22 protein-coding genes are annotated in these 22,673 nt (G+C 60.7%); 16 read left to right on the plus strand and 6 right to left on the minus strand.

The genetic code is table 11. From position 1 onward, the window contains the following. Positions 1 to 9 precede the first annotated feature (9 nt). Both pfkB and ptsP read right to left on the minus strand, forming a co-directional pair. Positions 10 to 948: a 1-phosphofructokinase gene (gene pfkB / locus SM130_RS17340; protein WP_102824827.1), complete on the minus strand. Its 939-nt coding sequence runs from the start codon at positions 946 to 948 to the stop codon at positions 10 to 12. After that, complete coding sequence (gene ptsP / locus SM130_RS17345) at positions 948 to 3,830, minus strand: phosphoenolpyruvate--protein phosphotransferase (protein ID WP_102824826.1); 2,883 nt, start codon at positions 3,828 to 3,830, stop codon at positions 948 to 950. The genes pfkB and ptsP overlap by 1 nt, the downstream gene beginning before the upstream one ends. 258 nt (positions 3,831 to 4,088) lie before the next feature. Between ptsP and cra the strand changes: the two genes are divergently transcribed. The 6 genes from cra (at position 4,089) to SM130_RS17375 (ending at position 7,998) form a co-directional block, all read left to right on the plus strand. Next, complete coding sequence (gene cra / locus SM130_RS17350; protein WP_102824825.1) at positions 4,089 to 5,078, plus strand: catabolite repressor/activator; 990 nt, start codon at positions 4,089 to 4,091, stop codon at positions 5,076 to 5,078. A gap of 68 nt (positions 5,079 to 5,146) precedes the next feature. Continuing rightward, positions 5,147 to 5,452, plus strand: a complete 306-nt coding sequence (locus tag SM130_RS17355) for a nucleotide pyrophosphohydrolase (RefSeq protein WP_102824824.1) — start codon at positions 5,147 to 5,149, stop codon at positions 5,450 to 5,452. After that, positions 5,449 to 6,198, plus strand: a complete 750-nt coding sequence (locus tag SM130_RS17360; protein WP_102824823.1) for a methyltransferase — start codon at positions 5,449 to 5,451, stop codon at positions 6,196 to 6,198. Before SM130_RS17355 ends, SM130_RS17360 begins: the two co-directional genes overlap by 4 nt. 19 nt (positions 6,199 to 6,217) lie before the next feature. Next, on the plus strand, positions 6,218 to 6,829 hold the full coding sequence (locus SM130_RS17365; RefSeq protein ID WP_102824822.1) for a DUF4136 domain-containing protein: 612 nt from the start codon (positions 6,218 to 6,220) through the stop codon (positions 6,827 to 6,829). Between the two features lie 74 nt (positions 6,830 to 6,903). Next, the gene (locus SM130_RS17370; protein WP_102824821.1) at positions 6,904 to 7,461 is read left to right on the plus strand and encodes a DUF4136 domain-containing protein; all 558 of its coding nucleotides are present in this window, start codon (positions 6,904 to 6,906) and stop codon (positions 7,459 to 7,461) included. An 87-nt stretch (positions 7,462 to 7,548) separates the two neighbouring features. Then, entirely contained in the window at positions 7,549 to 7,998 is a 450-nt protein-coding gene (locus SM130_RS17375; protein WP_102824820.1) for a DMT family transporter, read from the plus strand. Positions 7,999 to 8,017: 19 nt separating this feature from the next. Here the strand turns inward: SM130_RS17375 and SM130_RS17380 are convergent, their stop codons facing one another. After that, on the minus strand, positions 8,018 to 8,950 hold the full coding sequence (locus SM130_RS17380) for an SdiA-regulated domain-containing protein (protein ID WP_102824819.1): 933 nt from the start codon (positions 8,948 to 8,950) through the stop codon (positions 8,018 to 8,020). A gap of 225 nt (positions 8,951 to 9,175) precedes the next feature. On the opposite strand from SM130_RS17380, the gene SM130_RS17385 reads away from it, so the two are divergent. The 3 genes from SM130_RS17385 (at position 9,176) to SM130_RS17395 (ending at position 11,420) form a co-directional block, all read left to right on the plus strand. After that, positions 9,176 to 9,469 carry a hypothetical protein gene (locus SM130_RS17385; protein WP_003281534.1) on the plus strand — a complete coding sequence of 98 codons (294 nt, stop codon included), beginning with the start codon at positions 9,176 to 9,178 and terminating at the stop codon, positions 9,467 to 9,469. Positions 9,470 to 9,582: 113 nt separating this feature from the next. After that, positions 9,583 to 10,959 carry an MATE family efflux transporter gene (locus SM130_RS17390; protein WP_102824818.1) on the plus strand — a complete coding sequence of 459 codons (1,377 nt, stop codon included), beginning with the start codon at positions 9,583 to 9,585 and terminating at the stop codon, positions 10,957 to 10,959. 2 nt (positions 10,960 to 10,961) lie between these two features. Continuing rightward, positions 10,962 to 11,420 carry a DUF2214 family protein gene (locus SM130_RS17395; protein ID WP_102824817.1) on the plus strand — a complete coding sequence of 153 codons (459 nt, stop codon included), beginning with the start codon at positions 10,962 to 10,964 and terminating at the stop codon, positions 11,418 to 11,420. A gap of 17 nt (positions 11,421 to 11,437) precedes the next feature. Here the strand turns inward: SM130_RS17395 and speA are convergent, their stop codons facing one another. From speA to thiO, 3 genes are all read right to left on the minus strand, one after another. Further along, positions 11,438 to 13,351 (minus strand): arginine decarboxylase, encoded by a 1,914-nt coding sequence (gene speA, locus SM130_RS17400; protein ID WP_102824816.1) that lies wholly within the window; start codon positions 13,349 to 13,351, stop codon positions 11,438 to 11,440. A gap of 123 nt (positions 13,352 to 13,474) precedes the next feature. Then, positions 13,475 to 13,846 (minus strand): translation initiation factor Sui1, encoded by a 372-nt coding sequence (locus tag SM130_RS17405; protein WP_102824815.1) that lies wholly within the window; start codon positions 13,844 to 13,846, stop codon positions 13,475 to 13,477. A 147-nt stretch (positions 13,847 to 13,993) separates the two neighbouring features. Further along, positions 13,994 to 15,103 carry a glycine oxidase ThiO gene (thiO, locus tag SM130_RS17410; protein ID WP_102824814.1) on the minus strand — a complete coding sequence of 370 codons (1,110 nt, stop codon included), beginning with the start codon at positions 15,101 to 15,103 and terminating at the stop codon, positions 13,994 to 13,996. Positions 15,104 to 15,256: 153 nt separating this feature from the next. On the opposite strand from thiO, the gene SM130_RS17415 reads away from it, so the two are divergent. From SM130_RS17415 to SM130_RS17445, 7 genes are all read left to right on the plus strand, one after another. Further along, positions 15,257 to 15,763: a GspH/FimT family pseudopilin gene (locus tag SM130_RS17415; protein WP_102824813.1), complete on the plus strand. Its 507-nt coding sequence runs from the start codon at positions 15,257 to 15,259 to the stop codon at positions 15,761 to 15,763. A gap of 173 nt (positions 15,764 to 15,936) precedes the next feature. Continuing rightward, positions 15,937 to 16,428, plus strand: a complete 492-nt coding sequence (locus tag SM130_RS17420; protein WP_102824812.1) for a GspH/FimT family pseudopilin — start codon at positions 15,937 to 15,939, stop codon at positions 16,426 to 16,428. Beyond that, positions 16,425 to 16,943 carry a type IV pilus modification protein PilV gene (gene pilV, locus SM130_RS17425; RefSeq protein WP_102824811.1) on the plus strand — a complete coding sequence of 173 codons (519 nt, stop codon included), beginning with the start codon at positions 16,425 to 16,427 and terminating at the stop codon, positions 16,941 to 16,943. The genes SM130_RS17420 and pilV overlap by 4 nt, the downstream gene beginning before the upstream one ends. Positions 16,944 to 16,945: 2 nt before the next feature. Beyond that, positions 16,946 to 17,665: a prepilin-type N-terminal cleavage/methylation domain-containing protein gene (locus SM130_RS17430; protein WP_102824810.1), complete on the plus strand. Its 720-nt coding sequence runs from the start codon at positions 16,946 to 16,948 to the stop codon at positions 17,663 to 17,665. After that, positions 17,662 to 18,219, plus strand: coding sequence for a pilus assembly PilX family protein (locus SM130_RS17435; protein ID WP_102824809.1), 558 nt, complete (start codon positions 17,662 to 17,664; stop codon positions 18,217 to 18,219). The genes SM130_RS17430 and SM130_RS17435 overlap by 4 nt, the downstream gene beginning before the upstream one ends. 31 nt (positions 18,220 to 18,250) lie before the next feature. Beyond that, a complete protein-coding gene (locus SM130_RS17440; RefSeq protein ID WP_256044923.1) occupies positions 18,251 to 22,210 on the plus strand; it encodes a pilus assembly protein in 3,960 nt (1,319 codons plus the stop codon). Next, positions 22,207 to 22,671 (plus strand): type IV pilin protein, encoded by a 465-nt coding sequence (locus SM130_RS17445; RefSeq protein WP_102824808.1) that lies wholly within the window; start codon positions 22,207 to 22,209, stop codon positions 22,669 to 22,671. The genes SM130_RS17440 and SM130_RS17445 overlap by 4 nt, the downstream gene beginning before the upstream one ends. The last annotated feature ends 2 nt before the right edge of the window (positions 22,672 to 22,673 follow it).

Below are 22,673 nucleotides of genomic sequence, written 5' to 3' on the forward strand. Positions count from 1 at the left end.
TTATTCGAGTTATTGGCTCAGCGGCTGAAGGCTGACTGCGGCCTCCAGCACTGCAAGTCCATCCGTGTCGGTGATGCCAAAGCCGACCTGCCCAACCGCCTGCGCGGCGATTGCGGTGGCGTGTGTGAGCGTGCGCTCGGCCGGCCAGCCTTCCAGCAGACCGTGGAGCATGCCGGCCAGCAATGAGTCGCCAGCACCAACAGTGCTGACGACCTGAACCTTGGGTGGATTGGCGTGCAGCGCCGCGCTCGGCGAGAACCAGCTGACGCCATTGGCGCCCTGCGAAACCACCACGTGTTCGATGCCTTCGGCTTGTAGTCGTCGTGCCTCGGCTGTCAGCGCTGAGGACTGGGAAAGATCGGTGCCGCGCGCTTCCCCCAGCTCTTCCTCGTTGGGCTTGATCAGCCAGGGCTTGGTCGCCAGCCCGTCACGCAATGCGCCGCCGCTGGTATCCAGCGCCACCCGCACGCCGAGCCTCTTGAGCATCTGCAAGAGCTGCACGAACCACTGGCTGTCGATACCACGCGGCAAACTGCCGGCGACCACTACGAGATCATGGGCCGGAGCCAGATGCTCCAGCCGCGTCAGCAGCTCCTTGCAGTGCGCCTCGCTCACCATCAGCCCCAGGCCATTGATGTCGGTGACTTGCCCGTCCGCTTCGGCGAGCTTGATGTTGCTGCGGGTATCGCCCGGCACACGGACGAATTGGTCGGCCAACCCACGCGCGGCGAACAGTCGCTCAAAAGCTTGCGGATTACCCTCACCAAGAAAGCCGCTGACGGTCAGCTGATGGCCGAGATCGGCCAGCACCTGCGCGACGTTGAGCCCCTTTCCGGCGGCATGCACCTGCAGACTTTCGCTGCGATTGACTTCGCCCAGGCGCAGCGCGGGCAGCTGCACGGTCAGGTCCAGGGCCGGGTTGAGCGTGACGGTCAGAACGCGGGCCATCAGCAGTGCTCCCCGACGAAGGCGCGGACTTCATGGGCGCCGGGCAGCATCAAGGCTTGCTGAGCCAGTTGTTGGCAAGCGGCGAAGTCCAGCTCGCGGACGCGCGCCTTCACCAGCGCGATGCTGCGCGCCGAAACGCTCAGTTCGTCCACACCCAGACCCACCAGCATCGGCACCGCCAGCGTATCGGCAGCCAGCTCGCCGCAGACGCCCACCCATTTTCCATGCGCGTGTGCGGCTTCGACCGTCATGCCGATCAAGCGCAGCACCGCTGGATGCAGCCCGTCGGCCTGGCCAGAAAGCGTCGGGTGGCCGCGGTCGATGGCCAGGGTGTATTGCGTCAGGTCATTGGTGCCGATGCTGAAGAAGTCGACCTCCTGCGCCAGCACTGGCGCGATCAGGGCGGCGGACGGGATCTCGATCATGATGCCGACCTGCAGATCAGCCACCGGCAGCTCCACGCGCAAGCCGTCGACCATGGCCTTGGCGGTGCGCCACTCGTCGATATTGCCGACCATGGGGAACATGATTCGCAGCGGGCGGCCGTCCGACGAGGCGAGCAAGGCGCGCAGCTGGGTTTCGAGGATGTCCGGACGTTGCAAACTCAGGCGTATGCCGCGCACGCCAAGAAACGGGTTTTCCTCGGCTGGCATTGGCCAGTACGGCAGGGGCTTGTCCCCGCCGACATCCAGCGTGCGCACCACCAGCGGTCGGCCTTCGAGGGCTTCCAGCACACGGCGGTATTCAGCTTCCTGAGTCGCCTGGTCCGGCGCCTGGGAATGGTTCATGAACACCAGTTCGGTACGCAGCAGGCCGATGCCCTCGGCGCCCATCGCCACTGCTTCCGGCGTTTCGCCCGCGGCGCCGATGTTGGCGGCAATTTCCACCGGATGTCCGTCGCGAGTAATCGCCGGTTCCAGGCGGCGCTCATCCGCCAGACGCTTGCGCTCCTCGCGGGTCGTGCGCTCGTCGCGGGCCTGCTCCAGTTGCGCATCGGTCGGCGAGACCAGCAGTTCGCCGCGCTCGCCATCGAGCAGCAGCAAGGTGTTGCGAGCCAACCCGAGCACGCCGGGACCGGCGCCAACGATGGCCGGAATACCCAGCGCGCGGGCGATGATGGCGCTGTGCGAAGTGGCACCGCCGCCGGCGGTCAGAATGCCTGCGACGCGCTGGGCGTTGAGTGTGGCGACATCCGAAGGCGCCACTTCGTCCATCACCAGAATGTAGGGCTCATCCGGCGCCTGTTCGGCTTCGACACCGGTCAGGCAGGCCAGCACGTGGCGACCGACGTCACGCAGGTCGGCGGCTCGTTCGGCCAGCAACTTGTCATGCAGGGCCTCCTGCTGCTGCGCCGCGTGTTCAATTTCCTCGACCCAAGCGGCCTCGCCGCTGAGGCCTTTCTGCAACCGCACCTGCACTTCCTCACGCAGCGCCGGGTCGCGCAGCATGGCCTGATGGGTAGTGAAAATGTCGCGGATACTGGCGACCTGGCTTTCGCCGATCAGCACGCCGATTTCGCCATGCACTTTGTCCAGCGCGGCGTCCAGCCGTTGCAGCTCTGCCGCAGGCGACTCGCCGCGCTTGGGATAGTCGATCACCTGCGGCTTGCGTACCAGCACCGGGCCGATGGCGATACCGGGGGACGCGGCGATCCCGTTGAGCCGCTCTCCGGCGCGCAAGGCGGCCTGCTCGATTGCCGATTCAGCAGGCCCGGCCGCAGAAATCGACGGCTCGCTCACCTCGCCCGCTGCAGGTAGCGGCTCAACTTCTTCACCCAGCCCTTCTTCTACCGCGCGCACCAACGCTGGCAGCGCGTCCTCGGCAATCGACGGCTCGGCCATGAATTCCAATATCTGCCCACGATGCGCGCCCATGGCCAGCAGCTTGCTGAGACTTTTAGCCGATACACCGGCGCTCTCGCTGCCGGCCAGACGCACGCGAATGTCGCCATCGAAGGCCTGAGCGATCTCGGTGAGGGTCTTGGCCGGGCGCGCATGCAACCCATGGGCGTTCGCCAGCGGCACCTGTGCGCTTGGCCAGTCGGCAGGCACTTCCCCGCCCAGCGCTTCGAGCACCGTGCGGCTGGAGGTCGCCTGGCTGAGCTCCTGCCCGCGCCCCTCTATGAGTAGATTGCACAAGCGCTCAAGCATCGCCCGATGCGCTTCGCCCAGGCTGGCGAGCACGAAAAGACCATTGAGGGGCTGGCCCTGGTGTTCAAGATTCGACGCGGGTGTGACGAACGCCAATCCGGGACGCTGCACCGACTGCTCGCTGCTGAGCCACCAAAGCCCATCGCCCAGCGGCAGCGCCTGGCCGAGCGGCAGGCTGGCGTTGAAGCCGGGCTCCACGCACTGGGCGCGCTTGAGCAATTTCACGCCCTGCCAGGCCAGCTCGTCGAAATCATCGGCAGCGACGCCCAGCGACACCAGTTCGCCATCCAGCGCCAGCGCCTGTGGCGCGCCCTGCAGCAGGTCGATGATTGCTTCAGGGGTTTCGGCCTTCTGCAGCGCCTCGCTCAGATCGCCCTCGCCCAGTGCGCGGGTCAGCAGTTGCAGCAATCGTAAATGCTCGTCTGAGCGCGCCGCGATGCCGATAGCAAGGTAGACCAGCTGGCCGTTGCCCCAGTCCACCCCAGCGGGGAAATGCAACAAGCGCACGCCGGTGGTGAACACCTGATCGCGCGTTTCCGGCGTGCCATGCGGGATGGCGATGCCCTGCCCGAGAAATGTGGAGCCCTGCGCCTCACGCGCGCGCAACCCGTCGAGGTAACCGGGCGCTACCAGCCCGTCGGCTACCAGCACCTCGCTTAGCAGAGCCAACGCGGCAGGCTTGTCCGGCGCGGTCTGCTGCATGTGGATGTGCTGTGCATTCAACTCAAGCATGGGTAACTCCTCGCGGGGCTCACGATTGTTTTTATGCCGGGTGCGTATACGCGGCAGCACACCGGCGTTGCCCGAATCCTGGGCTGGCGCTTATGACCGGCAGGCTGCTGAAACGTTTCACCAAGGATTGGCACATTACGCAATATTGGGTAATTCTAGAAGCCCGAGTTCAAACCACCCGTCTCAGGCATCCGTTTGTCCCTTCGAAAAAACAGGCTCCGTAGTCACAGCAGACCGGAACAGACCAAGGATCTTTAGTTGAAACTGACCGACATCGCCCGCCTCGCCAACGTTTCGGTAACCACTGCCAGCTACGTGCTCAACGGCAAGGCTGCGCAACGGCGCATCAGCCAGGCCACCGTCGAGCGGGTGATGGCGGTTGCCGAACAGCAGGGTTTCCAGCTCGATCAGCAAGCCGCGGGCCTACGCCGCGGGCAGTCGCGCACCCTTGGCTTCATCGTCCCGGACTTGGAAAACCCCAGCTACGCCCGTCTGGCCAAACTGCTGGAACAGCGCGCCCGTTTGCGCGGCTATCAATTGCTGATCGCCGGGACCGACGACGAGCCGGACACCGAGCGTCAGGTCATTCAGGTGCTGCGCTCGCGCCGCTGCGATGCGCTGATCGTCGCCAGCTGCCTACCAGCTGACGACCAGAGCTATCGCAAGGTGCAGGCGGCAGGCACGCCGGTAATCGCCCTCGACCGGGCGCTGGACGCCGAGCACTTCTGTTCGGTGGTCAGCGATGACCGCGAAGCGGCGGCGCAACTGACCCGCTCACTGGACGCACCCGCCGAAGCGAGCATCGCCCTGATCAGTGCGCGGCCGGCCTTGCGCATCAGCCAGCAACGCGAAGAGGGTTTCCGTCAGGCCCTCGCGCAGCATCGGGGGCAGGTCAGCGTGCTGCAGGCCGAACAGTTCAGCCGTGCCTGTGGCCGGGAACAGATGCTCGCCCTGCTCGACCGCGGTCCGCTGCCCGATGCGCTGATTACCACCGCCTACGTGTTGCTCGAAGGCGTTTTCGATGCGCTGCGCGAACGCGATCTGCTCTGGCCAGCGCAGCTGCGGCTGGCTACTTTTGGTGACGCGCAGCTGCTGGATTTTCTGCCGATACGGGTCAATGCGATCTCCCAGCAGCATGAGCAAATTGCCGAGCGAACCCTGGAGCAGGCCATCCGCGCCATCGAGCAGGGCGATTACCGTCCCGGCGTGATCGCCATCGAACGTGAGCTGAAAGTGCGGCGTCTCTGATCCGCCTCTTGCGGGCGCTGGCGCGCTGGCGGAAGCTTGTCGCCCCAACGAGCCCGTCCCGCCCTTAGATGAACATCGAACAGATCACCCAACGCCTGCATGCGATCCGCGACCAGAACGACTGGCAGCGCTTTCACAGCCCGAAGAACCTCGCCATGGCCGCCAGCGTGGAAATGGCCGAGCTGGTGGAAATTTTCCAGTGGCAGACGGAAGACGAGTCGCGTCAACTATCGGCCGACAAGCTTGAGCATGCCGGCCAGGAAGTCGGCGACATCCTCATGTACCTGCTGCTGCTGTGCAGCGAGCTTGGCATCGACATGGAACAGGCGCTGCTGGCCAAGCTGGCCGACAACGAGCGGCGGTTTGCCCGATGAGCGATCGCCATTTCGATGAGCTGGCGACACGCTTCGCCGAGAAGATCTACGGCGGAGCAAAAGGCGCGATCCGCCTCGCGGTACTGCAGGCCGATCTCGCCGAGGTTCTGCCGCAACGCCCGCTGCGGGTACTGGATATCGGCGCTGGTCTCGGCCATATGAGCCTCTGGCTGGCGCAGCAAGGTCATGAGGTAACCCTGGCTGAACCCGCCGAACCCATGCTTGAAGGTGCCAGACAGCGATTCGCTGACGCCGGCCAGAGCGCCACCTTTATCCGGGCCCCCTGGCAGGACGTTGAAAACCAGATGGAAGGCCGTTTCGACCTGGTTATCTGCCATGCCGTACTGGAATGGCTGGCCGAGCCCCAGGCAATCCTGCCGGTGCTGCATCGCCTGGTTGCGAACGATGGCTGGCTGTCGCTGGCGTTCTACAACCGCGACGCGCTGATCTACCGCAACCTGCTCAAGGGTCATTTCAAGAAACTGCGCAGCCAGAGCTACGCCGGCGAGCGTCAGAGCCTGACACCGCAGCAGCCGCTCGACCCGCGTGAGCTGGCCGCGCAACTCGCGCCGCACTGGCGGGTCGAAGCAACCAGTGGCGTGCGTGTATTCCATGACTACATGCCTGCCGATTTCCAGGCCCGTACCGAGCCTGCCGACCTGATCGAGATGGAACTGGCCTACCGCCGCCATCCCGCATTCGCCGGCCTCGGGCGTTACCTGCACTGGTTGTGTCGGCCCTGCTAATGCCGGCCGGGAGGAATCCATGTTGATCCGCGCTTTTCTGCCCCTGCTCTGCCTGAGTCTGGTGGCTTGCCAGAGCAAGAATCCGTACACCGAGGATTCGGCGCCGATCCCACCGGCACCGCCGATTGAGCAAATTCAATCGCCGATCTACCCGGCCGCCCCACGTGACTTCTCCAGCTACCAGAGCTGGGGCTGGCGCACGCCACCCGCCGGCACCGCTTCGGTCAGTGGTGAAGAACTGCAGGAGATGGTCGCCGGCGCGCTCGATCAGCGCGGCTTGCGACCAGCACCGGGAGGATCAGGTAACAGAAAGGCAGACGTGTTGATTTCAGCCGGCGCCAGCAAGGAAACGCGGGTACGGCAAACCTATGACAACTATGGCCCACAGGTGGGCGTGGGCCGTTATGGCGGCGGCTACGGCTCCGGTTATGGCGTCGGCACCAGTGTGCCTATCGTGCGCAGTTACGAGGAAGAGGTGGTCTCGGTGCGCATCGAGATGTTCGATGGCGCCTCTGGCCAGGCCGTCTGGAGCAATCGCGCCGAAGCGCGCGTCAGCGGCAGCCGGGCCAAGCAGCAAGATGCCGTGCGCGAGGCTGTCGAGCGCGCCTTGGCCGATTATCCACCGCGCTGAATGCGGCAAGCGGATACGGGCCAAACGAACACGCCGGGCCTAAACTGAGCAGATTCCATTCCGGGAGAACAATCATGTTCCGCCGCTTGTTGCTGATTCCCCTTCTCCTCGCTCTGGCAGCCTGCCAAGGCCCACACGTGCAGCGCGATTTCGATCCTGCGCGGGACTTTTCCGTCTATCGCGCCTGGAGCTGGAAAGAGCCGGCCCTGCAGTACCGCCCGGACGATCCGCGCATCAAGAGCGATCTGACCGAGCAGCGCGTCCGCGAGGCGGTATCCGGAGAACTCGACCAGCGCGGCCTGCGCCCGGCCGCGACGGGTGCAGCAAGCGACGTTCAGGTTCAGGCCTGGTACATCATCGACCAGCGTACCCAGCAGTACACCACCACCTCTGGCGCCTGGGGCAACCCATGGTACGGCTACTGGGGCGGGCCGATGTTCACCGACACTCGTACCATCGACTATCAAGTCGGTACGTTGCAGATCGACCTGTACGACGCAGGCGACGGCAAGCTGGTCTGGCGCGGCAGTGCCGAGCAGGTGCTGCGCAGCCGCCCGGGAACGCCCGACGAACGCGCCGGCAGCATCCGTGAGCTGGTAACGCGGGTGCTGTCGCAGTACCCGCCGCGCTGAGCGATTCGCTGCCGGGGCAACCCACAATGCTGGCGGGGCTCCCCCTTGCGCACCATAATGTCGCGCCCCTGACCCTGGAGACTCGACATGCCTGCCGTTGCCTGGTGGTTACTTACCCTGCCCTTCATTGCCGGCGCGCTGCTGCCGCTGCAAGCCGGAATTAACGGTCAGGTAGCACGTCACCTGGGCAATGTAATGGGCGCGGCGTTGCTCTCGTTCGCCGTGGGGACACTGGCGTTGTTGCTCATCGTGCTGGTTCAGCGTGATGTGCCAGCGCTGCAAACGCTGAAAAGCTTGAGCTGGTGGCATTGGTCCGGCGGTTTACTCGGTGCCTTCTTCATCGCCACCGCCGCCTTCGCTGCGCCGCGCACGGGGGCGCTGCTGTTCATGGCGCTATTGCTCGCCGGCCAACTGTTCGTCGCGTTACTTCTAGACCACTTCGGCTGGGCTGGCTTCCGCCAGTCGAGCATCAGCCTCGGCAAGGTTTCCGGCCTGCTACTGGTCTTCGCTGGTGTCTGGCTTATCCAGCGCGGCTAACAGGCAATCTCCAGCGCAGTCACTCTTGCTCGAAGGCGTAGAACAGATTGGGCTCGCTGACCAGGTAGAGATTGCCCTGCGCATCGAAAGTCATCCCTTCAGGCTGCGGCACGCTGCGCTCGAGCCCGGCAAAACCGCTCCATAGCGAGCGAAAGCTGACCAGTTCACCCTTGGCATCAAGCTCGAGCATCATCTTCGCTTCGTCGCTGAGCAGCATCAGATGGCCGGTCTGCTCATCGAAATGCACCGATGACAGATCGCTGGCCATGTCCAGCTTCTCGATCCAGGCCTCACGATCGATGATCTTGATGTCCATATCACCCGCAAGGCTGCGCCTGATGCCCTGAATCTCATAGAGCTTGCGCGGTGAATGCTCCTTGACCACGAATAAGCGGTCACCGGCCCGGTCATAACCGACGCCCTCGAAACCGGCATTTTCCGCATCGGCCAACGCCAGGGTGATCGACCGCGCCTCCGCGCGCCGCAGCGGCCCGGCGACGCGGGGAACCTGCACGACCACCAGCGATTGCTTGCGCTCTTCGGTCAGCACCAGCAGGTCCTCGCCCAGGTATGTCACACCCTCGACATCTTCGAAGCCCTGCAGCGGATAGCGTGCAATGAAGCTCCCATCACGCCCCAACGCCAGCAACTCTTCCGGATTGTTGACCACGGCCCATAGATGGTCGCGGCGCTCGTCGTAGGTCAGCCCGGAAAGGTTGTCCTTAACCGACGTTACCGGCAATGCATCAATTTTCACCCGGTACTCCGGCAGCCACAGGCTACGCCGCTCCCAGGTGCTTTCATGCCAGGTGGTTTTCAATGTGTAGAAAAGACGCTCATCGAGATGAAAGGCTGTAGCGACATAGAGCAAGCCGAAAAAAAGACTGGCATACACCCAGGCGGGGCGCAGCGCCGCTATTCGTCCCAGGTGCGATCTGGCAAGGGCTAGCATCTTTGGTTTCTCGTTAGGCGAATGTCAGGCAGGCTGCCCGGGGCTTGTTGCAGTTGAATGACGCGAGACACATTGCTGTCGATGGGGACGCAGCGACAATCCGACCGCCCCCTGCACCGCTGGTTCCAGCGGTGCAGCTACCGTTTGGAACTCTCGGGCCTGCTCGATAGCCCAATGCCCAAGGCTGCGTTCGCGCGCCGCAATCGAATGTCAGGAGAGTGATACATGCGGGTAGAAGGATTCTTCGAATGGCTGGGACAGGCGCTGGGCTCGGTCATACGCTTCATCGTCGAGGCGCTGGGCGATTTCTTCGGCCTGTTTGCCCGAGCCGGACATAACTTCCTCGAAGGGCTGTCGCGCACCCTGGGAATGGACCGCTCGCTGATCAGCCTGGTGGCACTGGCTATTGGCCTGTTGCTGCTGGTTGCTGCGGTCCGCTCGTTCTTCCGCGGCTCGATCATCGGTGGGCTGATCTGGCTGTTCCTCGGGCTGTGGCTGCTGAGCTGGCTGATTCACTGACTTGCTCTGGACGTTACTGCACGTGTTTACATACGGCCCCGCGCGCCCAAGCCCGGGCTTTTCCTCTTTCACTGATCGCCACGTATAGTGCCGGGCCGTCCCGGAGGCCCGTAATGCCCAGCTTGCTTGTCGCCTGGCGCCATATCCCCACCCACAACAAAGTGTGGGCGCTGGCGGCGCCGATGATCCTCTCCAATCTATCCGTTCCACTGGTCGCATTGGTGGACAGCAGCGTGATCGGCCATCTGCCACACGCGCATCAATTAGGCGCCGTGGCAGTTGGAGGCAGCCTGTATACGTTGCTGGTCTGGGTGATGGGCTTTCTACGCATGGGCACGACGGGCTTCGCCGCCCAGGCGGCCGGCCGCAATGACGGCGGCGCGCTGCGCCAGATCCTTCTGCAGGGGCTGCTGCTGGCACTGGGCTTCGCGCTATTGCTAGGGGTAATAGGCGTCCCACTGAAGGGCATCGCCCTCCAATTCATGCAGCCCTCGGCGGAACTGGATGAGCTGACCCGCGACTATTTCCATACGCGTCTGTTCGGCCTACCAGCCGCACTGGCCAGCTACGCACTGATCGGCTGGTTTCTCGGCACGCAGAATGCGCGCGCACCGTTGGCCATTCTACTGACGACCAATCTGATCAATGTGGCGCTCGACTTGTGGTTCGTGCTCGGCCTCGACTGGGGGGTGGCTGGTGCAGCCCGCGCCTCGGTGATCGCCGAATGGAGCGGCGCACTGCTTGGCCTGGCCCTCACCCGCAAGGCGCTGCTCCGCTACCCTGGTCGTCTCGATGTTGCAGCGCTGCGCCGCTGGATAAGCTGGCGGCCACTGATGGCCGTCAACCGCGACATCTTCCTGCGCTCACTGGCGCTGCAACTGGTGTTCTTTATGGTTACGGTGCAGGGCGCGCGACTGGGCGATGCAACCGTTGCTGCCAATGCTCTTCTACTCAATGGCCTGCTGCTGACCGCTCATGCGCTCGATGGGCTTGCACACGCGGTAGAGGCGCTAAGTGGGCATGCCATAGGTGCAGGCGATCGCAAGACGCTGCAGCGCGTGATGGTCGTGGCGGGCGGTTGGTCACTGCTGGCCAGCGTTGTCTTTGGCCTGTTCTTCCTGCTTGCCGGCCATCTATTCATCCAACTGCAAACAGACATTCCCGAGGTACGCCAGACCGCTCTGATCTACCTGCCCTATCTGGCGGCGCTGCCGCTGATTGCGGTATGGAGTTATCTGCTCGACGGGCTGTTCATTGGCGCCACCCGTGCGCGGGAAATGCGCAACAGCATGCTGTTGGCCGTAGGCCTGACGTTGCCGTTGGGCTGGCTGCTGCAGGGCCTTGGCAATCACGGCTTGTGGCTGGCCTTTCTGAGCTTCATGCTGATGCGCGGTATCTGCCTGGGCGTGCTCGCTCAGCGCCTGCAGCACCGCGGAGCCTGGTTTACCATGGACGGGCAGACCACCGCACACCCCATCGAAGGACGCTGAACATGGCCTATGCCATCGCTGCCTATCTGCATTTTCTGGCGATATTCCTGCTCTTTGCCTTGTTACTGCTGGAACACCAGCTGTTCCGTCAGCCGATGACGCTGGAGCGCGCGCGCAGCCTGTTTCGCATCGACATCGCCTTCGGCATCACTGCGGCGGCTGTACTGGTCAGCGGCGCCGCGCGGGCAATCTTCTATGGCAAAGGGCTGGACTATTACCTGCAGAACAGCCTGTTCCACGCCAAGGTCGGGCTATTCGTGGTGGTCGCGATCCTATCGATCTACCCCACCCTGACCTTCCTGCGCTGGCGCCCGGCATTGTCTGCAGGACAGACGCCTGACGTATCGAGCAGCACTGCGCGATGGGTCAGGCTGACCATCCGCCTGGAGCTGTTACTGCTCCTGATGATCCCGTTGCTAGCGGCGCTGATGGCACGCGGTATCGGCGTCATAACCGGCTGATACCGTGACCAGCTTCATCAAGGCGTGAGGTAGGAAGAACGCGTCAGCCCCAGACGCAAGGCATCGATGTACTGGGTGCGTTCCTTGGCACTCAGCTTGGCGCTGGCGACCTTGTCGCGGTAATAGGTCATTAGCTCCTCGGGCGAAAGGTGCACGTAGCGCAGCATGTCCTCGATGGTGTCGTGGGTCTCGATGCCGGCGTGGTAATAGCTGCCATCCTCGCGCTGATAGACGTTCACCGAGTCGGTATCGCCGAACAGGTTGTGCATGTCGCCGAGAATCTCCTGATAGGCGCCCACCAGGAACACGCCGAGGAAATACTCTTCGCCAGGCGCGACCTCATGCACCGGCATGCTGCTCTCGATGCTCTGCTCGTCGACGTAGTGCTTGATCTTGCCATCCGAGTCGCAGGTCAGGTCCTGCAGCACAGCGCGCCGCACCGGCTCTTCGCTTAGCCGCTGCAGCGGCACGATCGGCAGGATCTGGTCGATCGCCCAGGTGTCCGGCAGGCTCTGGAAAACCGAGAAATTGCAGATGTACTTGTCCGCCAGCTTGTCATTGAGCTCGTCGAGCACCGCACGATGTGAGCGCTGGCGGGCCTTGAGCTGGTTGTACAGGCGACGGCAGATCGCGTAGTAGCTCTGCTCGGCCAGCGCTTTCTGCGCCAGCGTCAGCTTGCCGGACGCATACTGCGCACTGGACTCGCTCATATAGTGGGTAGCGCGCCAGTAAGTCTCGGTGACCATTTCCGGGTCTGTCGGCCCGAGCAGATCGGCCAGCGACTGAACGATCTCTGGAAGCTCGTCGTAGTTGTCGATCACTGGCAGCTCGTCGTTGTGTCGCTCAACGTCGGTGACCTGCATGACCAGCACTGCGTGATGCGCGGTCATCGCCCGGCCGCTCTCGGAGAAGATGTTCGGATGAGGCAATCCCTGCGCCTCGCAGAACTCCTTGAGCATGCCGACCACGGTACCGGCGTACTCGTCGATGTCGTAATTGATCGAGCTGGCGTTACGCGAGTGGGTACCGTCGTAATCCACGCCCAGACCGCCGCCAACGTCGATGTAATCCACCGGCAGGTTCAACGCGCGCAGCTCGGCGTAGTAACGGATCGCCTCACGGAAGCCCTGACGGTAGTCGGCCAGATTGGCAATCTGCGAGCCCATGTGAAAGTGCAGCAGGCGGATGCCTTGATCCATTTCGGCCGCACGAAAGCGCTCGATCACCGAAAGCAACTGCGCCGCGGACAAACCGAACTTCGAACGCTCACCGCCGGTATCGGCCCATTTGGAGGACGCCAGGGACGACAGGCGAACGCGCAGCCCTACCTGCGGCGTCAGCTTGAGCTCGTTGGCCTCCTCGATCACCAGCCCGACCTCGGACTCCTTCTCGATGACGATGAACACCTTGTGCCCGAGCTTCTGCCCCATCAACGCCAGGCGGATGAACTCGCGATCCTTGTAGCCGTTACAGACGATGGTGCCGCCCTTAGGGGCGAGCGCCAGCACGGCCATCAGTTCGGGCTTGGACCCTGCTTCCAGGCCGATGGAAACGTTCTGCGTGGCGATGATGTTTTCCACCACCGCTTCCTGCTGATTGACTTTGATCGGGTACAGCGCGGTGTACTTACCGGCGTACTCCATGCGCTCGATGTTGGCATCGAAGGCGCCCGTCAGGCGCCGCACGCGGTCCTGCAGAATCCCTGGGAAGCGCACCAGCAGCGGCAGCGAAAGCCCCGCCTCGCGCAATTGCTCGATCAGTCCGTTGAACTCGATCGGCTCGCCGCTCGGCCCTTGCGGGCGGACCTCGACATTGCCCTCGTCGCTGATCGCGAAATACCCTGCGCCCCAGTGGCGAATGCCGTAAATGCTGCGGCTATCGGCAGCGGTCCACTGGCTACCGTCGTCTTTACGTGTACGTCGTACAGGCATCGAGGCCTCCCGGAAGAAATTGACTGTTTCGCAGCGAGCAGAGGCTCCCGGCGAAGGCTATGCGGCTTCGACAGCCGATATGCAGAAAATGGTGAAAATTGATGAGAGGTATCACAGCAGCGCTCAGCCGCCAGACTTCTTGGCCTTGAAGCCACGCTTGGTCAGCTCGTCGATCAGTAGCTGGACGTGATCACCCTGGATCTCGATGACGCCTTCCTTCAGCGCACCACCCGTGCCGCAGCGACGTTTCAACGCACTGGCCAGCTCCTTGAGCTCGTTCTCGGCCAGTGGCACACCGCTCACGGTCGTCACCGTCTTGCCGCCCCTACCCTTGCTCTCGCGGCGTACGCGCGCAATGCCATCGCCTTCAGGCAAAAGGTTCTGCTTGCAGACGCAACTATCCTGCGGCTGACCGCATTCAGGGCAATGCCGACCGGCATCGGTGGAATAGACCAACCCGCTCAGGCCGGCTAGAGAAGTGGTTTTTTTCGCCACGCAAACCTCACTCGCGAATCGGGCTCTGCCTGGCAGAGCCGAAGTGCCGGCTAATTTACCAGCAATGCGAGTCGGCTAGCAGAGCTGAGTCCGCTAACGGCTAACGAAACCCGGGCCCACCCGCGAAATCGGGGCGGCGAATGGCGATCAGCCCGTCTGACCACTTATCCGCCCAGTCGGTGCATAGGGCGTCGGATCTACGATCGGCTCCTGCCCAAGCATCAGGTCGACCAACAGCTGGCAGGACGCCGGCGCGAGCACCAACCCGTTACGGAAGTGTCCACAGTTCAACCAAAGCCCGTCGAAGCCGTTGACTTGTCCTATATAAGGCACACCATCCGGCGAGCCCGGACGCAATCCGGCCCAGTGCTTGACCACTTGCGCGTCAGCCAGCGCCGGTAGCAATTCGATCGCCGTCGCCCTGAGGCTTTCCAGCGCATCCTCCGTGGGCGTCTTGTCGAAGCCGACATCTTCCAGGGTGCTGCCGACCAGGATATGGCCGTCGCGCCGCGGAATCGCATAACGCCGCTTGGCCAGCACCATACTCGGCAGGAAATCCTCGGCGCACTTGAAGAGGATCATCTGCCCCTTCATCGGCTTGACCGGAATCTCCAGCCCCAGCGTCGCCAGCAGCTTCGCGCTCCAGGCGCCTGCAGCCACAACCACCTGATCCGCCCGCATCTCGCCCTGCCCCGTCCGCACGCCCACTACACGCGCTCCATCACGCAGGAAGCCTTCGACTGGGCACTGCTCGATAACAGTTACGTTAGGCAGCTGCCGCAGCGCTTCGCGCAGGGCTCGGAGCAGACGGGGATTACGGATGTTGGCGACACCTTCCATGTAAACGGCACGCTCGTAGCCATCACCCAACGAAGGCACGGCCTGGCGCACCGCGCCCATCGATACCGACGTCAGTGGCCGGCCATAGCGCTCAGCCCAACTCAACGCCTCTGCCTCGTCGTGCAAATCCAGCCAATAAAGGCCAGTTACATGAACCTCCGGGTCAACGCCCGTTTCCTCCAGCAACCGCTCACCGAACTGCGGATAGAAATCCTGCGACCAGTGCGCCAGCGCGGTGACGGCTGGGCTATAGCGCCACGGATACAACGGCGACACGATCCCGCCACCCGCCCAAGAGGCCTCGCTGCCAGTGCTGCCGGATTCGAGCAATAACACCGACTTGCCGGCTGCTGCCAGACGATAGGCCGACAGCAGCCCGATGACCCCGCCGCCGACAACGATCACTTCTTGATTCACACGCCTCTCCAACCATCTGGTTCACATTTCTGCCCGTCCTCGCTTGGACTGACGGGCAGGCTGCTTTAAAAGAGCGTCTGTGTATCTCGCAAACGCCAGTACACAAACAGCAGCCAGGACGGCTGAGCATCATACGTGCAAAGGAACCGCACTATGGCGAACCGAAATCAAGGCTTCACGCTTGTAGAGTTGATCGTCACATTGTCGATCCTCACCCTTATCTTCTCCATAGCCGTGCCGGCGATGGCCGACCTTATTGCTCGCAGCAAGCAACAAGCCTTACTCAATCAAGTGCAGGATGCGATCCAGAAGGCCCGCACCAAAGCAGTCCTTGACCGGCAGATGGTTGTTGTTTGTGGCACCAGTGATAAGACTAACTGTACTAGTGACTGGCGCAACGGCTGGTTGACCCGGACTGAACCGACAGGACGGATACTCGCTGTTACTCAGTTGCCCGCCGCCGACGAACTCCGCTGGATTGGCTTCGGCGATCAGCGAATACGGTTCTACGAAAACGGAACCAGCCCATGGAGCAATGGCCGCTTCTACCAGTGCTACAAACAGCGCATCGCCTGGCAATTGATTCTTAGCCGCCAGGGCCGACTGAGACAGGGCACCGCGGCAGACGACGCGAGTAAGGCCTCGCTGTGCAAGCCCTAACAAACAGCGGCAAGACGTCAAAGCATGGCCCCGATCACGCCGAAGCCCTCTCGCAAGCCTGATAATCGCGCCGACAGCCGGTCATCTCGACAAACGCACCGGCCATCCCGGCATAACGGACAAAACACCCAAGCCGAATCATTATCCGCTCAAGAATACAAACGGAGCGCAACATGTCACGCCGCAGAGACATGCATGGATTCACACTCATCGAGCTAATGATCGTACTTGCGCTTCTGGCCATCGCAGTCGGTATTGCAATACCAAATCTCTCCCGTTTGGTCGCAAACAATCAGATCGAAGCACAAGCGCAGACGCTAAACAGCCTGCTTCAGTTCGCTCGCTCACAGGCCGTGGTACGTCGCACCTCTATTAGCCTGAGCAACAGTGCCAATGACTGGATCGTGGCCAACGCGTTGGACGACACGGTGCTGCGCCAGGAGGCTCTCAATCCAGATCACGCCAGTGTTGCCAGTAGCCTGTCATCACCTATCACTCTCACCTTCAACGCCAACGGCTCAGCCGAAGCTGCTCGCTTCGTTGTCTGCCGTGACGACAACCCGGCCTTCGCCCACCTGATTACCGTACAACCCAGCGGCAATACCCGCCTGATACGTCGTGGCAAGGATGAAAACGGTAATGACCTGCAGGACTGTGAACCATGAACAAGCGTATCAACAACCGAGGGTTCAGCCTGATCGAAGTACTGGTCACGTTGGTGCTTCTAACCATCGGCATGCTCGCCCTGGTTGCCATGCAGGGCCGAGGCATTCAATTCACTTCGGATTCGGTAGCCCGCAACAACGCCATCATGCTTGCCACCGAACTGCTGGAAACAATGCGTGCCAATCCAGGCGGGCGTGATGACTACCTGATCGAAAAACTCCAAACCGACGGAGAGTGTTCAGGAGAAGCAGTGGAAGTATCCGACGTTGCCGAACAGCTTGCGTGCTGGAGCGAAAAGGCGCGGATGCTCATGCCTGGCGCCAATGGCGACGGAACTGAGCCGATAGCCGTACGCAACAACTTCTACGCATGCCGATCAGTGCAAGCCGGAGCCTGCGTAGCTGACGACGGCTCGACCATCGAGGTCCAAATCGCCTGGCGCTCCAACGGCGAGCGTTGCGGCAATGGCACCGACCCCTTCATCTGCACCCTGCGCCTGCGCGGAGAACTCTGACCATGCACAAGCAACATGGCCTTTCGATCATTGAGCTGATGGTCGCTTTGCTTATAAGCAGCTTCCTAATTCTCGGCATAACGCAGGTCTACCTCGACAACCGCGAGAACACGCTGTTTCAGCAAAGTCAGGGACAAAATATCGACAACGCTCGCTTCTCCATCCTTTTGCTGGAGCAGACGCTCGCCAAGACAGGCTACCGTCGCGCACCTGATGAAGCCATGGAGACAGCCTTTCCCGACGACAGTATCGGCGCATGCGGACAGATGGGCGCCGGACAGGTGGTCAAGCGGCTGAGCGCCACATCGTTCTGCATCCGCTATCAACCAGCTTTCCCGGATGCTCGTGATTGTGCCGGCGACAATATCGACAATATTCCCGCCCCTTATGTTTCCTCTGAGCCGGTGACGGAAATATTCGACCTCGCCGACGGGAATCTCACCTGCAACGGTCAGCCCATTGCCAGCGACATCGAAGAGCTGAGCTTCGTTTATGGCGTAAATAACAATGAAGAGAAGCGCATCAGCAAATACGACCCCGAGCCGGGCGCTGACGACATTATCCGCGCCGTGCAGTTCTCCATTCTGACGGCAAGCCCAACCGAAGTTGCCAAGACCCCCGGCAGTGCGGCCTACAAATTTTGGTTCGGTGACGATCCCGAGGACAAACGCCTCTACACCATGCTTTCCAGCAGCACCAGCATGAGGAATCTGATGCCATGAGCCGCAAAAACCACCGACTCAATCAACACCAACAACGCGGCGTCAGCCTGCTGATAGCGCTGATCTTTCTACTGATCATCACGGTTCTGGCCATCGCCAACATGCGCGAGGTCAGCCTTGAATCACGCATCACCGGCAACCTGATTGAGCAAAAGCAACTGCTCAACGTGGCCGAGGCCAGCGTCAGGGATGGGGAGCGTCGCACCCTTTTGCATGGCCCCCATGAGCCAACAAGCGACTGCCAGGGCATCGACCCCGGAAAGCTATGCCTGCTTCATGGAGAAGCCAAGTACGCAATAAATACGGATAACACTCAAGTCTATTCACCCGACGATGATACCGAGCTTCCCGGTAACGCTACTTGGTATGCGCAAACCGCTCCTGGCGGTGAACTGCTAGGTCAATCGGAAAACCCCGAGTATGGAAATATGCTGCTCGGCATAGGCGTGTTTCGCTATGAAATCAACGGCATCGCCAATAACAACAATCTGAACAGTGCAGTTCGCTCAACCGTCGCCCTGAATTCCAAGGGAAGGATAGAGCACGAAGAATAACTTCGCTCGCCAAGTTATATAGGGAACAATCATGAACGCTTCGCCCCTTTTTTTAACAAAAAGCCTGTTGAGCACGCTGGGCTTCTTTCTCTACTTCTCTGGAACCCTGAGCGCCAGTGCAGCAGCATTGAATATTAGCCAGAAGCCTCTGATACTGAGCGAGACGGTGGCGCCCAATCTTGTTTTTACGCTGGATGATTCCGGTAGTATGCGCTGGGCTTTTGCGCCTGATGATTCAGGTCGAGAAGGCAGCACTAGCAACCTGCGTAACAAACGCAGAGGCATGTCGGCCAGCACCAATCCGATGTACTACAACCCCAACGTCAAGTATCGCCTGCCCATCAAACTGAACAGCGACGGCTCAACGCCTTCCACTGGTTACAGCACCAGCTTTACAACGGCCTATCACAACGGTTTTCAGACGTCTTATGGCTCTATCAACCTGAGCAACAGTTATCGCGTATCTTGGAATTTCAGTACCGACGGAGCGGTAACCTATGACTACACTTCATCAATCAGCTATGCGGCTCCAACGGGGACGATTTACAATCTTTCGGAAAACCCTATCAATGATTTTGGCGGCTTTGAGAATTTAGACCTAACAGTCGGAACCCCAGTCACGCGAGAGATACTAGGCACAACTCACACCTTCACCAGAAACAGCAACAACAACTGCACGATTACCCCAAGCACATCGGGCATTACTTGCACACGCAACAGCGGCAACTCTTACAGAATAACCAGAAACCGAACTCAGACTGCCGTACCTGCCTACTATTATACTTACGATCCATCTCTTGCCGGCTGCAACGCCGACAAAAACAACGACGCGTGTCATCGCCCGGTCTTCGTATCAGCCAACTCCGGTCCAGGAGGAGCTGACGAGCGAGAGAACTTCGCCATCTGGTATTCATTTTATCGAACTCGCGCCCTGGCCACCGTCAGCGCTGCCAACCTGGCGTTCAATGAACTAGCCTCTTCTGCCCGGCTTACCTGGCAAACACTGGATGTATGTAACAACCTGAACTCCAGCGGTTGCGGTACGAACTTTTTCAGGGAGTTCAGCCCTCGCCACAAAGCCAATTTCCTCAACTGGCTGGCAGGCGTGAAGTTCAACAGTAGCACTCCCCTTCTGGCCGCAACAAAGCGGGCCGGCGAGTTCTACACCGAGGCTACCCCTTGGGCGCATACCCCTAACCCAATGACCAGTAACGGAGGTCGGGGGACAACTGTTACCAATCCGCAACATGCTTGCCGCCCAAGCTTCCATGTACTGATGACAGATGGCATGTGGAACGACAGCTCGTTTCCCAGCGGCATCACCAGGCATGACGGCGCCACCTTTACACCGGGAGCGACCGGAGACACGCAGTACAATTACGATGGCAAGAAAGCACCGTTCGGCAACGATGCGAAAACCACGACAGGGACGCTGGCCGACATCGCCATGCACTACTGGGCTACCGATCTGCGCAGCTCGCTGGCGAACGACCTGAAACCCTATATCCACACCAAAAATACTGACCTAGAGAAACAGTTCTGGGACCCCCGCAACAATCCTGCCACCTGGCAGCACATGGTCAACTACACCATGGGCTTGGGCTTGAGCAATTCATTGAATGCGGCGGGCATCCCTTGGACGGGCGATACCTTTGGCGGCTCAGGCTATACCAGCCTCGCAGCCGGCACAGCAAAGTGGCCAGCTGCGTCCGCAAGCAATGCCAATAATGTTTACGACCTCTGGCATGCCGCGATCAACTCCCGCGGAGAGTTCTTCAGCGTCGACAGTCCAGATGACATGGTCAAGGCATTCAAGGATATCCTCAACCGCATTGCCGAGCGCACTACAACTGCCGCCCGCCCCGCTGTATCGGCGTCCTTCGTTACCGATAATGCCAGCGGTTCATTGCAAAGCAACGTCTATGCGACTCAGTTCTCCAGCGAAGACTGGAGCGGGGAGCTAAGCAAGACCACGCTGGCTGCCGGCCAGACGAAAAAGCTCTGGACCAGCACAACCAGTAGCCCCAACAACCGTAAAATTATGATGGCTGGCGCCGAAACAACAAGCAGTAAACTAAAAGCTTTCAACTGGAGCAATCTCGGTGATCTGCAAGGACTGCTCAATATCAACCCCGAAAGCCTGGTAGGCGCCAAGGATAACCGCGGCTCGGAACGAGTGGACTACATCCGCGGCAATCGCAGCATCGAAGGGGACAACGAAACAAGCTTCCGCCGACGCAATAGCAGCACAGTAATCGGCGATATTATCAACTCCAGTCCGGTGGTGGTGGGCACGCCCGCTTACATGGCGTACCTAGCTGATGCCATCGAAAAGCCAGACAGAGGAGAAAGCTACAAAAATTATACGGAGTTCCGCGAGGATAACCGGAAGCTTGTTACCGACTCAGAGACGAACGCGGTAGTTTCCGGAAAACGCAAAGAAATGATCTATGTGGGTAGCAACGACGGCATGCTGCACGGCTTCAATGCCGCTACCGGAGTGGAAGAGTTCGCCTTTATTCCCACCGAAGTGATCAAAAACCTCTATCGCCTCACCGGCAAGAACTACAGCGGCGGCGAGCATCATTATTTTGTCGATGGCACGCCGATCGTCCGCGACGTCTATTTGGGCGACGATGAGGGCTGGCGCACCGTTCTGATAGGTACCCTGCGCGCAGGCGGCAAGGCTTTGTTCGCGCTCGACGTTACCGATCCGGAAAATATAAAACTCCTCTGGGAGTTTGATTCGACTACCGATGAGGACCTTGGCTACACATTCGCACAGCCGGAAATCGTGCGTTTGCATACCGGCGAGTGGGCAGTGTTGCAGGCTAATGGTTATGACAGCACACAGGACAGAGCAGCACTTCTAATCATCAACATAAAGACGGGGAAATTGATCAAAAAGATCACCGTACCCGAGGTGACTGAAAACGACATCACGCTCCCCAACGGACTTTCCAGCGTACGGGGCGCTGACAACAATGGCGACGGCCTAGTGGACTACGCCTATGCCGGCGACCTGCAAGGCAACCTCTGGCGGTTTGATCTGGTAAAGGCATCTGGCAGTTCAGATACGCCAACAACCGGCGACCCCTTTGCCCGCACCAATGACCAAGTTGCCAGCACCACCAAGAACGACTTCAAACTGGCCTATGGTGAAAAGCCTCTATTCGTTGCCAGCGATACAGATGGCAAGCGACAGCCCATTACCATTCAGCCATCGCTGGTTCGCCACCCAGGCGGCCTGGGGTATCTGGTTTTGGTAGGTACGGGAAAGTACTTCGAACATAGCGACGCCAACGTCAATACCAGCCGCGCTATGACGCTCTATGGCATCTGGGATCGCCATACCAAACGGCAGACTACCTCTACCGCGACGCGACGCGCAGAGAAGCGGAGTAACTTATTTCTGCAATCGTTCAGCAAGGAGGAGAAGAGCGCAGCGTTCAAGGACGCAGCAAAAGCCATTACAGCTACTCGCGATGTCCGCCTGCTCAGCGCCGGACTGCCTCAGTGGTACAAGGCTCCTGCTGATGGCCAGCCGCCTTTGGATACCAGAAATGATGAGAATGTCAATCAATGGGGCTGGGCGCTGGATATGGCGGTCGCGAATAAACTGGAGGGCGAGATGATCATCAATAATATGACCGCCAGCGGCTCCATCCTGTTTTTCAGTAGCCTGACTCCTAACCAGGACCCCTGCCAGGCAGGCGCCGACACCTGGCTATACGCGATCGACGCCTTCAGTGGCGGACGCACCCGCTTCAACGTACTCGACCTGAACGCAGACCGCATCGTGGACAATCTCGACAAGTTTGGTGAAGACGTCGTGTCCGGCATGCGCTTCCCTGCCCTTGGTGGCTTTACTCTGGCTCCCGGCAATCAGGTCTTTGGCAGTGACGGTGCAGCCGATCCCGCAACCGTTGGCGACGACCCCAACAGCAGCGGTCGCCAGAGCTGGCATATCGTTCCGGAGAAATATCAATGAACAAGTTTGAACAGCGCGGGTTCACCCTGATCGAGTTGATGATCGTGGTGGCAATCTTGGGCATCTTGGCCGCCATCGCATACCCGAACTACACGGAATATCTGAATCGCAGCAAGCGCGCCGAAGGCATGGCGCTGCTGCAGGAAATGGCTGCGCGGCAGGAGCGTTTCTATGCGCAGAACAGCGCTTACGTGACAACCAACAACAACATCGGACAGTTGGTTAGCGATTCATCGAAGATCACAGGCTCGGGAGCAACTGCTCGCATCCGCTCGGAACAAAGCTATTACCACGTAGCGGTCTCCAGCGTAGCCAATGACGGCGGCTATTCTCTGACCGCAACACCGGTCCTGCCCTTCAGCGATCCGGCTTGCGGCAACCTTACGCTGAACGCAATTGGTATCAAGGGCCGCAGCGCCACCGGTTCGGATGCCAAATCAGTGGAGCAATGCTGGAAATAAGA

The sequence above is a fragment of the Stutzerimonas stutzeri genome, from assembly GCF_038561965.1.
Taxonomy (GTDB): domain Bacteria; phylum Pseudomonadota; class Gammaproteobacteria; order Pseudomonadales; family Pseudomonadaceae; genus Stutzerimonas; species Stutzerimonas stutzeri_AA.